This window comes from Vibrio cholerae ATCC 14035 (assembly GCF_000621645.1).
GTDB lineage: Bacteria > Pseudomonadota > Gammaproteobacteria > Enterobacterales > Vibrionaceae > Vibrio > Vibrio cholerae.
Window position 1 is genome coordinate 1 of sequence record NZ_JHXR01000024.1, and the last position, 17,558, is coordinate 17,558.

The following is a 17,558-nucleotide window of genomic DNA, read 5'->3' on the forward strand; positions in this document are numbered from 1 at the left end:
TTATCGTGGTCTATGGGCGACAGGTCATCACATTTACAAGGATACGCTTACAGTGTTTTTTGAAACCGAGAGTGGCAGCGTCCCAACAGAGCTGTTTGCATCGAGCTACCGCTACAAGGTGCTACCGTTACCGGATTTCAATCACTTTGTGGTGTTCGATACCTTTGCAGCGCAAGCGCTGTGGGTAGAAGTGAAACGGGGTTTACCGATAAAAACAGAAAATGATAAAAAAGGACTAAATAGTATATTTTGATTTTTGATTTTTGATTTTTGATTTTTGATTTTTGATTTCAAATAATACAAATTTATTTACTTATTTAATTGTTTTGATCAATTATTTTTCTGTTAAACAAAGGGAGCATTATATGGTAAAGATAATATTTGTGTTTTTTATTTTCTTATCATCATTTTCATATGCAAATGATGATAAGTTATATCGGGCAGATTCTAGACCTCCTGATGAAATAAAGCAGTCAGGTGGTCTTATGCCAAGAGGACAGAGTGAGTACTTTGACCGAGGTACTCAAATGAATATCAACCTTTATGATCATGCAAGAGGAACTCAGACGGGATTTGTTAGGCACGATGATGGATATGTTTCCACCTCAATTAGTTTGAGAAGTGCCCACTTAGTGGGTCAAACTATATTGTCTGGTCATTCTACTTATTATATATATGTTATAGCCACTGCACCCAACATGTTTAACGTTAATGATGTATTAGGGGCATACAGTCCTCATCCAGATGAACAAGAAGTTTCTGCTTTAGGTGGGATTCCATACTCCCAAATATATGGATGGTATCGAGTTCATTTTGGGGTGCTTGATGAACAATTACATCGTAATAGGGGCTACAGAGATAGATATTACAGTAACTTAGATATTGCTCCAGCAGCAGATGGTTATGGATTGGCAGGTTTCCCTCCGGAGCATAGAGCTTGGAGGGAAGAGCCGTGGATTCATCATGCACCGCCGGGTTGTGGGAATGCTCCAAGATCATCGATGAGTAATACTTGCGATGAAAAAACCCAAAGTCTAGGTGTAAAATTCCTTGACGAATACCAATCTAAAGTTAAAAGACAAATATTTTCAGGCTATCAATCTGATATTGATACACATAATAGAATTAAGGATGAATTATGATTAAATTAAAATTTGGTGTTTTTTTTACAGTTTTACTATCTTCAGCATATGCACATGGAACACCTCAAAATATTACTGATTTGTGTGCAGAATACCACAACACACAAATACATACGCTAAATGATAAGATATTTTCGTATACAGAATCTCTAGCTGGAAAAAGAGAGATGGCTATCATTACTTTTAAGAATGGTGCAACTTTTCAAGTAGAAGTACCAGGTAGTCAACATATAGATTCACAAAAAAAAGCGATTGAAAGGATGAAGGATACCCTGAGGATTGCATATCTTACTGAAGCTAAAGTCGAAAAGTTATGTGTATGGAATAATAAAACGCCTCATGCGATTGCCGCAATTAGTATGGCAAATTAAGATATAAAAAAGCCCACCTCAGTGGGCTTTTTTGTGGTTCGATGATGAGAAGCAACCGTTTTGCCCAAACATGTATTACTGCAAGTATGATGTTTTTATTCCACATCCTTAGTGCGTATTACGTGCGTTATGTTAAATTAAGGCATAAAAAGAGGTCGCAAACCCCAATCTGCTCCCTATTCTTAATCCAGCATTAAACATAACTGTATTTACCATAAAATACCTAATAATCATATTTATCATTTGACAATGTTAAGTATGATTATTAGTGACATTGTCACTGTACTTACGTCAATTGTGTGCACCAAAGTGTTTCTGTAATCCCTTGATTTGAAAACCTGTTACCAACCTTTCAAATGTGTTTAGGTTTGCTTCGCTAAAAAAGAACTCCACACTAAGGCGGAGTTCTTGGATATTTTGGCAGCTTGTTTTTGCTGCTTAAATTTGGGCTACGCGATTACACCATCAATCCTTTTTTGTGAACCACGTCTGACCACGCCATGCTGATCGCAGCTTGAGATTTACTCTCTAGGCTGTCGATAAAGCCATTGTCACCCGCTTGCGGTTCAAAACCACTCATCGCTTGAACCAGAGCGTCAATCGCACTATCCGATAACATGGTGTATTCACGTTCACCCGACAGGTCTTTCTCACTCATTCCGATAACCACTTGAGCGCGGTTACCATTAAAGTAATCACTGAATGTCACCGAACCAATATGCTCAAACTTCGATTGGTCACTGTCGTTAGACGGATCACGCAAAATCGACAGTTTCAGGTCATACCCGCTGCGCTCGAACCACAGTTTCTGCCAATCGATACCATTGAAGACAATGTTATCTTCGCTGCGAATGTCTTCCACAAGGTTGTCGATAACATCACCGCTCACCACAAAGCTGTCCACATCCGTGCCACCTTTGAAAGTATTTTGATAACCACCAAGTACCATCAGATCACGGCCTTCACCACCGTTGAACTGGCTGAACTTAGAGATGGCCGTTGCAATCAGGTGATCATCTCCATCACCACCGTTTAGCACGGCATGGTAACCCATCAGTTTCACCACATCGTTACCCGCACCGGCATTGATACGGTTATAGTTACCAAAGATATTGGCAAAGTCATTACCTGCTCCGAGTTCCACTTGGTTATTGTTGCCAATCGTAACGGAGTAGTCTTGATCATCTCCCGTATCCACACGGTTGAAGTTGCCAGAAGTCACCACATAGTCACGGCCTGAACCGGTATCAATTTCACCACCTTCGCCAAAGACAAACGACTGGTCGTCACCAGCACCAAGGAAGACATGGTTAATGCGTCCAGCAACCACTGCCGTGTCGTTGCCATCACCACCAAACATCATGTTTTCACGCCCCATCAGAACGCCCATGTCGTTGCCTTCTCCACCCGTGAAGATGTTTGACTTGCCTGTTGCGTAGAACACATCATCGCCTCGTCCACCCCAGAAGTTGTTGTTATCTCCGAGATACGCACCGAGATCTTTACCATCACCACCCCAGTTGAAGTTGTAGTTTCCTAGGGAGATGTTGATATCACCATCTCCTTGGAGATGGCCACTATTACGAAGGAAATCAAACGTTTTCTCCTTCATATTCAGCAGATCGGCGGTGAGATTCTGTTTAAGATTCTCCACCAGTGACTTCATTTCCTTCTGCTTATCTTGGCTGAAAATAGTCGCAAACAAGTTAGGCAGGTTAAGCGAGTTAAAGCCAAAGGCACGATCTTGTGTTTCTGCTGTTTCAGTATTGCCATCAGCCACAGTCGCACCTTGCGCACTGTTCACGTTCGCACCATTAACAGAAACCGAAGAATTGTCCTTTTCCTCTTCAGGCGCTTTCTCTTTCAGCCCATGAGTTTCAGCAAAAGACTTGATGCCATCCGCTCCCATGTCGATACCCGCTTTCAAGCTATCCAGTAACTTAGCTGGGTCGACAAAAGCCTGCAGTTGATCTCCGCTGAACTCACCGATGACTTCCAGCATCTCTTTGAGAATCGCCACTCCATCGACGGCTTGACCATTACGCGAAACAATTTGACCTGACGCGGTGTAATCCACACCAAAAATATCCGCCAATGTCGTTTCAGCCCCTACTCCAGCTAACTGGCCGAGTAGCTTATTCTTGAGCTGGCGCGGCAAATCTTGTGGCGTATAAGTGAAGGTGGTTTTTGCTTGTCCCGTTGCGGTGAACTGCTGCGTCATGAGACCAAACAGTGAACCTAAGTTGGTATCCAAAATCGACTGAATGTTATCGCCGAACATAAAGTTCCAGTTACCCGTCGTGACTTGAATATCCGCCCCTTGTCCACCTACGGCAAAGTTAAATGCTAGCTTTTCATTGGCTTGACGAAGCTTATCAGCGCGGCTGAGCTGACTCGTGCCACTATTACCGTTACCGCTTAGCCACTGATTGTATTGCTTATTCAGTGTCGCTTCTGCATCGTGCTTCAGGCCACGGCTATCACGTTCATTTTGTGAATCCAATTCAACTAATGTGGTGTAATCCACACTGCTACTTTGATCCAAACCAGACATATCTTTGACGAACTTCTTCGCGCCAGACAGTGTCCATTGCTGCTCTTGAGCGGCAAGCCAATCTTCTCCCTCTCCAGACGTAGCAATACCTTGCAACACACCAGAAATACGTGCGGCACCGTCGAATGGATTGACGAGTGGTGGAGTTGGGATCGACTTATCCATCATTAGGATCAGATCATTACTGTGTCCGAAATTAAAGCTCACATTACGGTTACCGAGGAACATTTGCGCACCTTCCAGTGCTTGATAGCCACCGATATCAACACTGTGTTTGCTTTCACCGTCACCGATATGAACCATAACGTTATTGTCACCAAAGGCCAGCGATTTAAAGCCACCAGTACCGACTTTAATGCCCACATTCGATGTCCCCCAGTTCACCGCCGTAAACTCCCCTTCGCCCACGTTAACTTGAATGTTACCTGAGTAGCTGAATTGATTACTGCTGCTAGAATTGGCAATCACTTCCGTTTCTGGTTTGCGTTTTTCTGGCGCATCAAACACGTCATTATTGTCACCGATCGCGCCACGAGCAGGTTCATCGACATTGTTGACACCAATACGAGAGAGATCGATGTCGCCTTCCGCAATACCATTGCGAATACGTTCATCCTTGGCAACAACTTCACCTTGCGCGTCCCAGCTTAGCGAAACTTTGTTGTTTTCTGCCTTTTGAACCCAATCGCCATTCGCGTCCTTGGTATGCTTACGTCCCGCCTCGTCTACGGCCAGTTCAGAACTACGAACAGAGACATCGACACGAAGACCATTCGCATCCATCGCGTTAATAAACTGATGACCAAAGCCTTTTTGCTTGTCGTCACTCACCAAAGAACAACCAACAATACTGATGTGATCCGGTTTGTTGTTGATGTTTTCGGCTTGATTAAACGACTGTTGGAACTTGGCCAATTTCACGGCCAACTCATCGGCACTGTAACCACTTAAGCGAGTATTGTTAGTTTCTGAGTGGTCGCGACCATGCCCCACCAACTGCCAACGTAGCTTTCCATCCAGTTTTGACGGATCGCCATACACCACGCGATAGTTGCCGTCTGAATCGAGCTGCACCACCACACTGCTTTCAGCATGTTTACCTGCTAAATTGGCTGCCGCTTTTGCTACTACCGGGTCGTTTTCCATTTGAACGATGATTTGACCGTCGAAGCGGGTTTCACCACCATCTGTCGTTGGTGTAACCGTAATCGGGCCCCAGCTATTAACATTTTGATTATGGAGTATTTTTCCATCCGCTAATGCTTCTTTACTATCCACCACTTGCAGATGATCATTCTTATTTGAGATACCTTGATCCTTGGTTGATGTGGTATCCAACCCTTGTTGATCTAGGTCTTCATCTACACTTGCACTGCTGGACAAACCGGAGACAATTTGATCCGCATATTGACTCATCAAACGGTTGCTTGCTTCGTGACCATAGAATGTCTGCTCGCCAGTGACGTTGTAACCAGAGGCAGTGAGTTTGGTACGAAGTTTCTCACCTTCGTTACCCAAACCTTCGTTATCGGTCAACAGCAGAATGGATGTCTCTTTTGGCAAACCTTCGAGATTTTTCTCTACAGAGAACTGGCCGTTAACCGCTTTCGCGATAGCCCCCACAATGCCCGCTGGATTCGCCACTTCGTGAGCGGTGATTGCTTTGGTCATGCTTGGCATAGGACGGTCAAGCAATAAGCCAGACACCGCTTGGCCGTTTTGCGCGGCATAACGTGCTAAATCTGCGGCAATTGGACCGCCCATTGAGTAGCCGTGAATGATGATGTTGCTTGGGTCAATACCCTTATCATTCACTAGGTAGTTGAACATGGTGCGAGCATCTTGGTACAAGCCTTTTTCGCTTGGTCCACCGTCGCTTTCACCATAGCCACGCAGGTTGACTGCGAGCATATCGATACCTTGCTTCTGGTAGTGATTTCGAATCGCGCTCGCTTGCTCTTCAGCAGAAGAACCAGAACCGTGCAGGAACAATACGACTTTGCCGCTTGGCGAGCTCGTTTCACCTTCGCTTGGGGCTGTTCCCTGATGGTAATACCCCGTTAGACGGCCCGCTTCTCCTTGCAGAGTGATTTTCTGCGATTCACCTTTTTCCACCGCGTGATCAAGTAGGGTTTGCGTGATTTCGCCAATCTTACGGCGAGCCTCTTTATCACCATACAACTCGTTATTGAGGAATCGAGTCAATGGGCTCAGAGATTCTTTATCGCGCGGTGGCGTACCATCATTTTCAATCGCCACGTTTTCTTTAGGCTTCTCATTGCCTGACAAGGCATCAAGGACATCAGTGACTTGATGACTTTGCTTCTTCGCGGCAATTTCCAGCTGAGCTTCCTGCAGTGCCTGACCAAAGTTGAAAAGCTCGGTCGGCGTCCAAACACCAAACTTAGGCAGCCATGTATGGCCAATCAGTTTATCCGCCCCGCCGGCTTTCAACACTTTAGCCACTGTGCTGGAGCAGTTTTTGGTCAGTAATTGATAACGAGCATCCGGATCGTTGCTTAGACGATGCCATTCTGCTTGCATTGCCGCCACATCGAGGCCTTCAAGGTTAATTCGGAATACTCGACCTTGATCGGCTTGGCTTGCTTTGAAGGTTTCGATCTCTTCCAGTGCTCTTTCTGCAAATTGGCGAATCACATTGCCGATGCGCTTTTCAAGCAGTTCGGGATCGTCACTTCTTTGAGCCTGTAGTCTGAGCTCTTGCGCAAAACGGTGTGCCACGTCCATCATGTCATAACTGGTGTCATTCCATTGTTCGACAAATGGTTGGAAAACATGTGCAGGAATACCTGTCGTTTCGAGCATATCTGGGTTACCCAGTAGTACGCTCGCGTAACCTTCAGAAGCCTCTTTAAATGAAGCGTCAATTCCTTTCGCGGCATTGAGCTTCTCGATAAAGCGTTTCAGCTTAATGTCGCCATCATGCAAACCAAAGCCATCGTTTTCTTCCGAAGCAACATCATGCTCAAGCGTGTCATTTTGATGTGCAGGTTGACTGAAGTCGCTCCAGCGCAGCTTAAGATCAGGTTGGTCTTTTGTGGCCACATTCAAGATATTGCTGATATTGGATGACTTGCTGCCTAGTGGCCACCAGCTTACGTAATTTTGCTGGTTAAAATCAGCTGCAGCTTGACCTTCAAGTTGCGTGCGACCTTGGCCTATTTGCAATGCGGCATGACCTAGCGCGCTATGATCACTCGGTTTCCAAATGTACAACGTGGCGCTGACAGGTGACAGATGCTGTTCAATCGCTTGATGTACTTTATTCAAACCCGCGATATCAACCCCTTTACCGTCTTTGGCAAGATCTTTGGCTGATAATCCAGCAAAAATTGTATCCGCAACGGTTTGACCGTACTCGTTACTTACTGTTAACTTCACTTTTTCAAGCACAGCTTCGCGGCTACCTAGCAGATCGATATTGGCAAGATTACCTTTGCCTTTGGTAACAAAGTCACCATTTTGATCCAGATAAAGGTGCTTACTCTCTTTCAAGTTAGCGGCTTCTAGCTGGTCATATAGTCGGCTGAAACTGTTTTGCGCTTGGATAGTTTGCTCAGCAACTGACAGCAGTGAAACTTCATCTAAACGCGTATTCACCTGATTTAACAGTGAATTCATCGCTTCAACACGGCCTGAGTCTGGGTGTCCGAGTACATAACCTTCAATTTTTTTACGCAAGTTGAGCAGTTTTTCCACGGACTCCGGTTCATAATCTGCGTGCTCAGTGATGCTGGCGTGGTAATCAGTCAATGCGTCGATCACTTGCTGATAGCTTTCACCGCGGATCTTACCCGTTACATTCGCCGCATCCAGTAGTTCAGTGACTGACATCAGCTCGACTGTGGCGTTGTATTGCCATGCACCATCGACTTTTTGCGCCAACACATGTGTACGACCTTCATGGTGTGAAATCACTTTGTTATCCACCAAGAAGAGCTCGTCTGGCATTTGTTCGAAATTATCGAAGTTGGCCAGAATGAAGCGTTCGATGGCTTTGTGCTGAGCCGCGTCTTCAGGATCCTCAAGAATAATGGTTTTACTCTTGTCTTCGGTTCCTGGCCAAGCACGCACTTCGAAGCCTTCATCTCCTTCTTGTACCAGTAGATTTCGTTCGGTACGAAGTGCATAGAATGGCAGCATGTCATTTAACATGGTGTTAATTATGGAAGCGACGTTTTCTTGCTGCTTGTTATTCTCTAGATTCGACGTTTCACCTAAAGCGTGTAATTCTTCTTTATCGTTAGAAGCAAGCTTGGTAGATGTGAGCGTCTCATGGTTATCAGTATAAGGAGCGGTAATTTTCGCCCATTGTTCAGCATGCTGCGTCATCAACCATTCAGCTTTGTGATTGGCGGATGCACTGGACTTAGGATTTTTGACTGGCGGCTGTCCTTTGCTTGCTCGATACTCCTGATACCAAGCATCGAAATCCTCACTACCGCTAACCAAAGCATTTACTTCAGTAATGATGGCTTTACGGCTTGCCGAGTCAAAATGATCGAGTGCCTTAACATCCACTTTCACCGTTGACGCTGTTTTGGGTACAAAGTCACTTAATGCACTCGGTACACTGCGAAACTCAAATAAGATCGCTGGTTCAGGCTGTTGCACACTTCCTGTCGTCGCATTATTGATTCCATGTCCAGCGACTTCTCCACCATATTGGAAGTATTCAAACACGTTCTTAGCAAGGCTTTCTGAATAGGTGCCTTTCAGCTTTTCCGCAATTTGTTGCCTTACGTAGCGTGAGTCTTCCGCACTCAGAAGTTCCAGCATTCTAACGGGTTTAGTTCTTGGCAATATGCTCCAAGCATTTTTGACTTTCGGATCCGTTAACCCTTGAGCATTCGGTGAAAAACCTTCAGAGGCAGGATCCCAATCATTGATGTAGATCCCATACTCTTTGGCCAAATCTGCTGTTTTTGAATAGACAGACGTGAGATAGGCATACACATTTTGTGCTGTAGCGGGATCATCCAACGTGGTGTTTTTCGCGTTTGCTAAAAACTCATCTCTCAACCCTGCTTGATACCAAGGCGCAGATTCAAGCAGTCTGACTTCCGGCGACGAGCTTGTACCAAATTCTTTCGCACTGATCGCCATTGTTGCTTGTTGGCCACTAGGGGTCATTCCTATGGTCTTGCCTTGTGCATCAATAGAGGTTCCGTTACCCGCCGCAATAAGATGCTTAGAGTTCGATATAACCAGAGTGAAACGACCGTCATCACTCACTAAATGAGGTAAGCTTTGGTGGTTAGACTGATTGATATGATCGGTAAACTCTTTCGCAAGCCATAGCATTGCCTCTTTACGACTTTCAACCGCTGCTGTATCACTGATTTCACTAGGATATGTAACCAGTTCAATCGTATGCGTCTGCCAGTTGTTCACCCCTTGAATATCATTGATACCCACTGGGTTGCTATAACCACCTTGATTCATATCCTTGGTTAGCATGAACAATGGGTTACCTTGTGAATCATGCACATAGCCAAAAGTCTGCGCTGAGTTTTTCGGTAAAACCACCACCAGACCGGATAACTCATTTTCTATACCAATGGATGTCGATGCGAAATGGCTTTTAAATCCGGGGACACTTTTCGAAGCCAGTTGACCCGTTGGTTGACTTCCCTGTACCGCACTTAGACTTTCGAGGTTCACCCCTGAGATACGGACGTCTCTACGAGTCACTTCTTGGCGCTCTGGTTCAGGCGAGACTTTGGTAGGAACAACAATGCTCTTGCTATTTGTTTCAGAGAACATAGAAGTCATACTGCTAACGCTGTTTTTCGCTCGAATACCTGCGTTAATTTGCAAACGGTTCACTGCGTTGGTCGCACCTTCTAGCGCTTCTTGCTCTTGTTCGGTTAAACCTTCACTGATACCTCATTTCTCACTGAAACCGTAGCCGGTAGTGAAACGCTGAAAAGTTTGGCGGTTGAGCCGCGATTTATCCGACGCTGGGATGAACAAACCGAAAAAATGGTCACAACGGGTTATGACGTCCAGCAGCTTAATAACCGTTCTAACCATTTAGTGCAGTTGCTGCAAAAAATCACCAGCGTCGCCATTTTATGGTTGGGGGCGACGGAAGTGCTCTCACTTGAGATGACCATTGGTCAACTGATCGCTTTCAACATGATGACCAACCACATTGCGCAGCCCTTAGCGCGGATGGTCGAGCTGTGGGGACAATTTATTCAAACTCGGGTCGCCATCGAGAAGCTCGGCGATATGCTTAACCTACCAGTAGAACAACACACAGGGAGTGACAATGTCACTATAAGCGGCGCTATTAGTTTCAAAAACATCCTCTTTCGTTATCAACCGGATATTCCTCCTACCATTAATGATTTGTCGCTAGACATCCGTGCAGGTGAAACATTGGGGGTGGTCGGCACCTCGGGCTCAGGCAAAAGCACCCTCGCCCGTCTGTTGTTGCGACTTTATAGCCCTGAGCAAGGCAGTATTACCATTGACGGCATTCCACTCAATCACATCAATGTTCAACAGCTCAGACAGCGAGTGGGTGTGGTATTGCAAGAGAACTTTTTATTTCACAAAAGCGTGAGTGAAAATATTGCCCAATCTAAGCCTGAGGCAAGTTTGGAAGAGATCATTGAGGCTGCAAAACTCTCGGGCGCACATGACTTCATCCTCAAACTTCCCATGGGTTACGACACGGTATTAGCAGAAGGTGGTCAATCGCTTTCAGGTGGTCAACGGCAGCGTCTCGCGATTGCACGCACCCTTTTATCAGATCCGAAAGTGCTGATTTTGGATGAAGCAACCAGTGCGCTGGATGACGAATCTCAAGCCGTCATTCAAGCCAATATGGCCAGCATTGCCAGAGGCCGTACGGTGATCACGATTGCTCATCGCTTGTCTACGGTGCGTGATTGCGATCGCATCATAGTGCTTCATCAGGGCACGATTGTTGAGCAAGGCTCACACCAACAATTACTCGCCTACGGCAAACAATACAAACAGTTATGGCAGCTTCAGCAAGAGCTCAAACAAGAGGAAGCCTCCGCATGAACACCATCATGAAGCGTTTCTTTGGTCAAAAGTCACCACATCAACCCACAGAACATCACTATGAGTTTTTGCCCGCACATCTTGCTTTGGCTCAGCGTCCTCCCTCGCCTTTTGCTCGCGTGACTGCGCTTACGCTCAGCTTAGGTGTGCTCGCAGCCTTGCTCTGGGCGTATTGGGGAAAATTAGATGTACAGGCCACCGCCACTGGCCGCCTTGTTGTATCTGGGCGTTCGCAAGTGATTCAGTCTTATGAGCAAAGCCGACTGTTAAGCATCCACGTCAGAGATGGTCAACGAGTTGAAAAAGGCGCCCCATTGCTGACTCTTGATACCTTGGGCGTCAATCAAGATATTACGCGTTTGGTCAGCCAAGCAGAGTTTCAAACGAACGAGTTGATCCGCTATCGCACCTTGCTTAATGACCAGCTCTTGACTCATGACCCAATGTTTACCGCTCTACCAGCCGAACAACAAGCTTTGATCCATGAAAACTATCTCAGCGAAAAAAACGAATTCGACTCAACGCTGGCAAGCATCACCGCCGAGATGAAGGTGAACCGCACGTCGCAGGCCGCGCGCCAAAGCGATATCCATGCGTTGTTGCAGCTCACAGAAAACATCAGTCAGCGCCTTGCTGCCCGCAAAAAGCTCAACCAAGTCAAAGTGATCGGTCATGTCGAGTATCTTGAACAAGAAAAAGAGCTGCTCGAAGCGCAGCGCCAAGTGGCCCAACAGCGAGCCGAGCTGGAAGTGCTTAAATCGCAATATGAAAGCCTTGAAGAGCGGCTAACGGGCTTCAAAGCGCAAAAGCAGCGAGAGTGGTTGGAAAAGCGCAGACAGGCCAGATTGCAATTGGCTTCTTTAAATCAAGAACTTTCTAAGGTTCGTGAGCGTGAGCAACTCGAAATCATCCGCTCGCCCGTTGACGGCACTGTGCAACAGTTGAGTGTCTATACCCTTGGGGCAGTACTGCAACCGGCACAAAACTTGATGATCATTGTGCCTGAGAACCGTGTGCAACAGGCAGAAGTGCAAATTCTCAATAAAGATGTCGGTTTCGTGTACCCAGGCCAATCGGTCACGGTCAAAGTCGATGCCTTCCCCTACACACGATACGGCACAATCGATGCCGAGCTACTCAGTATCTCGCGAGACTCAACAACAGATGAACAGTTAGGGCTGGTGTTCCCTGCTCAAATTCAGCTAAAAACCAACCATATTATGATTGATGGACAAACGGTCGAACTCACTCCCGGCATGTCGGTCGTCGCGGAAATCAAAACCGATAAACGACGTGTGATTGACTATCTGCTTAGCCCGATTCAGGAATACCAAGCTGAAGCGTTGAGGGAGAGATAGCAATGAACACCCGTTTTACAACCGACGCTCATAGGCTTGCTGAACAAACGTTACCACAAGAGTCTCCAAGAACTAATTGGGGTATCGAAGCTGTGGTCTACGCAGGTCAGCAATTTCACAAAAAATCGACCAGCTCGCAACTGAAACACGCGCTAGGGGTAAGCTACGCCAATCTCACTGACATGGAAATGAGAGAGGCCGCCGACTATCTTGGCCTGAAAAGCCAAATAACAAAGCTTAGTATTCAAGCGTTCAATACGCTGCCACTCCCCGCTCTTATCGAATATCAGGGTGGCTGGAAAGTGATGATTCAAACCGATGATAACGGTTGGACGGCCTACGATCCTGCAACCGACTCTCTGCACACACTCTCGTTCACATCGGCTGAATCCACCGCGCATTACAAAGTCATGCTGATTGCGGATGAGTCTCTGAGCGTCAAAGAGGTCAAATTTGGTTTAAGCTGGTTCGCCCCTTCCATTCTTCGCCAAAAAAACCAACTGCGAGATGTGTTTCTTTACGCCATCGCGCTACAGATATTTGCGCTGGTTAGCCCGATGCTGTTTGAAAATGTTATCGATAAAGTGCTCGTGGGACGAAGCCTATCAAGCTTGCATGTGCTGGCGCTGGCGATGTTAGCGTTAGCTGAGCCAGCATACAGCTATTTACGCAATACCGTATTTGGCCATCTTGCAAGCCAAGTGAATGCAGAGCTGTCAGGCCGACTCTATCGGCACTTAGTCGGTCTGCCATTAACCTATTTCAAGCAGCGCCAAACTGGGCAAATCATTGCGCGAGTGCGTGAAATGGCGCAAATCCGTCAGTTTCTGACGGGTTCAACTTTGATGCTATTACTTGATCTGATTTTTGTGACGGTTTTTCTCGCTGTCATGTTCCATTACGCCAGTACACTGACTTGGTTAGTGATTGGCTCGCTTGTGATTTATTTTGTGTTGTGGCTGATTGCAGGACCGCTGATCCGCAAAAAAGTGGAATCTGAATACGAGTCCGACGCTAATGCCACGACGTTTTTGACCGAAGCCGTTACTGGTATTGAAACCATCAAAACGACCGCGACGGAGCATCGCTTTCTTGAGCAGTGGCAACGTATTCTTAGCCAGCAACTAAACCGTAGCTTTGATGCACAAAAATCGGGGCTCATCGCTGGGCAAGCTATCGCTCTGGTGCAGAAGCTGACTGCGGCACTGCTGCTTTGGTGGGGCGTGAGCGCGGTACTCAAAGGTGAAATCACTCCCGGTCAGCTAGTGGCCTTCAATATGCTCGCAGGCCATGTGACTCAGCCCGTTCTGCGACTGGCACAAATTTGGCAGGATTTTCAGCACACTCTTATCGCACTGAGAAGGGTTGGCGATATTCTCGATGAACCGAGAGAAAACAGTAAACAAGGCTTAGCGTCCGTGCCCGAACTCGACGGTGGCATTGAGTTTAGTAACATTCGCTTTCGTTACCACCAAGATGCCCCTGAGGTACTGGCCAATCTATCACTCAAGATCAAACCGGGGCAATTTATCGGCGTTACTGGACCATCAGGTTCAGGCAAAAGCACACTCACTCGCCTGTTGCAACGCTTGTACGTTCCGCAACATGGCCAAGTGCTGGTGGATGGAATGGATCTTGCGATTGCGGATCCCGTGTCTCTGCGCCGCAATATGAGTGTGGTACTACAAGAGAGCATTCTTTTTTCCGGAAGTGTGGCGGACAATATTCGTTTATGTAAACCGCAGGCCAGCGATGAAGAAATCCGTCATGCCGCTCAATTAGCAGGTGCGTTAGCATTTATTGAAGGACTTCCCCACGGCTTTAACCAACCGGTTGGGGAAAAAGGTGCAGCGCTTTCGGGAGGTCAAAGGCAACGTATCGCCTTAGCGAGAGCCTTGCTGGTCAATCCTAGAATCTTACTGCTGGATGAAGCGACCTCTGCTCTCGACTACAATTCTGAAGCGTCAATCATGAGCAATATGGATGAAATATGTCGTGGTCGCACTGTGATCAGTATTGCCCATCGCCTCAATACCATCCGCCATGCTGACAACATCTTTGTCTTGGATAAAGGACAAGTCGCCGAAAGCGGTACACATGAAGAACTGCTTGCCCAGCAAGGGCTGTACGCCAAACTTTGGACGCAACAAGTGGGAGAATAGCAGGTTGAGAATTCGGTAGAAGATCCGCAGGTTAATGCAGGCTGAGATCTACCAATCTAGCTATGGATTAAGGAAACGTTTCACAACCTCCATGATGTCTTTGCTGCGGATCGGTTTTAGTACAATGTCATTCATTCCCGCATCAATACAGTTTTGTTTGTCACTCCCGGCGGTGTGAGCAGTGAGTGCGATAATGGGGATTTCAATATGTTTATCTCGGAGTATTTTGGTTGCAGCAATACCATCCATAATCGGCATGGAAATATCCATTAGCACCAGATCAAATACATGATTTTTTTCTAAAAGCTCCACCGCTTGCAGCCCATTTTCTGCAATCGTGACATCATAGCCCAACTTATTCAGTAGTAATTGAATGACCATTTGATTGGTCTTTGTGTCTTCCACAACAAGAATGTGATGATTTTTTACATTTACGATTTGTTGGGATGAGGACGTACTCGGTTTAATATTTTTCAAGCGAGATTGAAGTGGAATATATAAAGTAAAGGTTGTGCCTATACCGAACTCACTTTCAACTTGGATTGTGCCACCCATCAATTCAACCAAATGTTTGGTAATCGCAAGGCCTAACCCTGTACCACCATAATTTCTTGTAATTGAATTATCCGCTTGAATAAAGGGGGTAAATAATTGTTCTACCCGATTCTTTTCAATCCCAATTCCTGTATCTTTGACTCGAAATACGACGCCATCCTTGGTGTAGTCTAATACTACATCAACTTGACCTTGTTTAGTGAACTTGATGGCGTTACCAACAATATTAAAAAGTATCTGTGTGAGCCTTGCCGAATCGGTGTAGTACTCTAATGTTGGATTCTTATTCGATTGAACATAAAAATGCACACCTTTATCTTGCGCAATCTGTCTGTGATAAACCAAAGATTGATCTAGTTTCTTTTCTAGATCCAACCAGTGACAGTGTAATGAAAAGTGCCCAGACTCGATTCGGCTTAAATCTAAAATATCATTGATAATAATGAGAAGAAGTTCGGCAGAGTTTTCCATCTGCTCAAGCAGCTCAACTTGGTAACTCGTTGACTCTCCACGTAAAATATCAATCAATCCAAGCACCGCATTCAACGGAGTTCTGAGCTCATGGCTCATCATCGCGAGGAAGTTGGACTTAGATTGGTTAGCTTGCTCTGCCAGTTTTTGCGCCAAACGCAGTTCACGCGTTCTTATTTCTACGAGTTTTTGTAACTCTTCTTTATGTTCAATATCTGAGATAGCTCTTTCTAACAGCGGCCTAAAACGTGACAACGTCTCTTTTGCTTCAAGAGAAAACTGACCTTTATTCTGCCCTAATAAGATGAGGACAGAATCGCTGATTTGAGCTTGAATCCCAGTAATCAAAGCGGAATAAACCGGCTTATCAATCGACCCCATTAAGCAGGCAAACTCATCTAACTTACAAGGTTCAAATAACAGAATGCACTCACCATTCAGCACACGCTGAAATTTAACTCCGTTTGGCCAAACAACATCATTAAATGAGGCATTTGAGGCAATCGCCGTACGAAACTGGTGACCGTTTTTATCTTTGGAAATAACAATAAAATCATCAAACTGAATATATCGATTCAATAATGTTTTTAATTCTTCAAAGATATGATTTTTGTTGGTAGCAACACTGAATGCAGAGATAGCAGCGAGAATTACCCTATTCTCTTCTACAAGCTGTTTTCCTCGTTCAATGCTTCTTTGTAACTCAAGAGTCAATTCATTTACTTTCTCTGTGTATTCAGAATCCATTTTCATGCCTCATAAAATACAATAGAAGAAATCATTAAGTTACCGTGCGCATTTTCACCATTAATAAAACGGCCTTGCTCTCCAAAAGTGAAGGGACAAATAAAAGCGCAACCATTGAGCTGCTCCATTATTTTCTGTTGAACCTTATGTATATCTTGACCAAGCCTCAACATGGAACCAGCACAGAATATAGTTAAAGAACCAAATAACGCCCGATCTTGATAACTTTTATAACTCGCTTCCTGAATAACGCGCGTCACACGTTCAATAAGCTGATTTTGCGATCCCGTCATCAAGCTTACTTGCTCTCCGACTTCCACATTCGCAAACATTTCTAGCCCGCCATTTTCAGTCCTTCTCACGGGGTGAGTAAGCTTATATTGAGGTGAACAGCTCTCCTCCTTTCCCACCACTCTCCCTAAAGGAAACCGAGTCACATGTTCGAAAAGGTACTGTTCCGTGATTTGAATTCCCGAGTGATCCCCAATCCACTCTTTATAAAGTCCACTGGCCGATTCGTTATCAATTTCCTCAATCACTCGACCTTTGGCTTTCGTGATCACACCAGAAAATTCAGTTGGAGAATATCCTGCGCTGAATCCACCAAAAACCGACTGCGATGGAAACATCAGTTGCAATGCAATACCTTTATCGGTAGCACCTTCCTGCGTGAAGATAGACCAATTTTGACTGATGAAATTATCCGCAGCACTCCCGCCAATAATGGGGACTTGAGAGCCAAACTTGTTATCGATTCCTTCAATCAAAACTTCTTCAATACCGGGTGTAGCATGCAAAAGCACAAGACTAGGTAACTCTCCCGTTCTATCGGCACTTTCTAGTGCATTATCAATCGCTTGATCAATTAACTCAGGGATGGGGCGATTATCGCAAAGAGAGATCAATGCCGTGCCGTAAGCAGCCTGAGGACTATCATAAATCCCCATGATTCCCACTGCCGGATTGGAAAAATACCCATCTTGCGTCATCACACCACGACAGGAAGAACATCCGATAATTGGAATGCCGGGAAATGCCGCTTTTAACATTGAGGATAAAAGTTGAGCATCGTATTCTTCAGTGAAATAGCAGATTAAATTCGATAAACCATTGCTATCCATAGACTGTTGTAGTTC

At 45.6% G+C, this 17,558-nt stretch carries 7 protein-coding genes and 2 pseudogenes; 6 read left to right on the forward strand and 3 right to left on the reverse strand.

The window, feature by feature from the left end; translation table 11 throughout:
- The 3 genes and pseudogenes from T411_RS0113050 to ctxB all read left to right on the forward strand — a co-directional run.
- Window positions 1–253 (forward strand): annotated as a pseudogene (locus T411_RS0113050) (zonular occludens toxin); the annotation flags it as partial.
- A 112-nt stretch (window positions 254–365) separates the two neighbouring features.
- On the forward strand, window positions 366–1,142 hold the full coding sequence (gene ctxA / locus T411_RS0113055; RefSeq protein ID WP_001881225.1) for a cholera enterotoxin catalytic subunit CtxA: 777 nt from the start codon (window positions 366–368) through the stop codon (window positions 1,140–1,142).
- Entirely contained in the window at window positions 1,139–1,513 is a 375-nt protein-coding gene (gene ctxB, locus T411_RS0113060; RefSeq protein WP_000593519.1) for a cholera enterotoxin binding subunit CtxB, read from the forward strand. The genes ctxA and ctxB overlap by 4 nt, the downstream gene beginning before the upstream one ends.
- Window positions 1,514–1,970: 457 nt before the next feature.
- Here the strand turns inward: ctxB and T411_RS0113065 are convergent, their stop codons facing one another.
- The gene (locus tag T411_RS0113065) at window positions 1,971–9,863 is read right to left on the reverse strand and encodes an alpha/beta fold hydrolase (protein WP_001911009.1); all 7,893 of its coding nucleotides are present in this window, start codon (window positions 9,861–9,863) and stop codon (window positions 1,971–1,973) included.
- A 108-nt stretch (window positions 9,864–9,971) separates the two neighbouring features.
- Here T411_RS0113065 and rtxB point away from each other — a divergent pair.
- The 3 genes and pseudogenes from rtxB to T411_RS0113080 all read left to right on the forward strand — a co-directional run.
- Window positions 9,972–11,129, forward strand: a pseudogene (gene rtxB, locus T411_RS01000000119455) (RTX toxin T1SS ABC transporter subunit RtxB); the annotation flags it as partial.
- The gene (locus T411_RS0113075; RefSeq protein WP_001092347.1) at window positions 11,126–12,487 is read left to right on the forward strand and encodes an HlyD family type I secretion periplasmic adaptor subunit; all 1,362 of its coding nucleotides are present in this window, start codon (window positions 11,126–11,128) and stop codon (window positions 12,485–12,487) included. The pseudogene rtxB and the gene T411_RS0113075, both read left to right, overlap by 4 nt.
- 2 nt (window positions 12,488–12,489) lie before the next feature.
- Window positions 12,490–14,649 (forward strand): type I secretion system permease/ATPase, encoded by a 2,160-nt coding sequence (locus T411_RS0113080; protein ID WP_001097338.1) that lies wholly within the window; start codon window positions 12,490–12,492, stop codon window positions 14,647–14,649.
- A gap of 60 nt (window positions 14,650–14,709) precedes the next feature.
- Here the strand turns inward: T411_RS0113080 and T411_RS0113085 are convergent, their stop codons facing one another.
- Window positions 14,710–16,422, reverse strand: a complete 1,713-nt coding sequence (locus T411_RS0113085; protein ID WP_001912429.1) for an ATP-binding protein — start codon at window positions 16,420–16,422, stop codon at window positions 14,710–14,712.
- Between the two features lie 2 nt (window positions 16,423–16,424).
- Window positions 16,425–17,543, reverse strand: a complete 1,119-nt coding sequence (locus T411_RS0113090) for an FIST signal transduction protein (RefSeq protein WP_000377951.1) — start codon at window positions 17,541–17,543, stop codon at window positions 16,425–16,427.
- Window positions 17,544–17,558 lie beyond the last annotated feature (15 nt).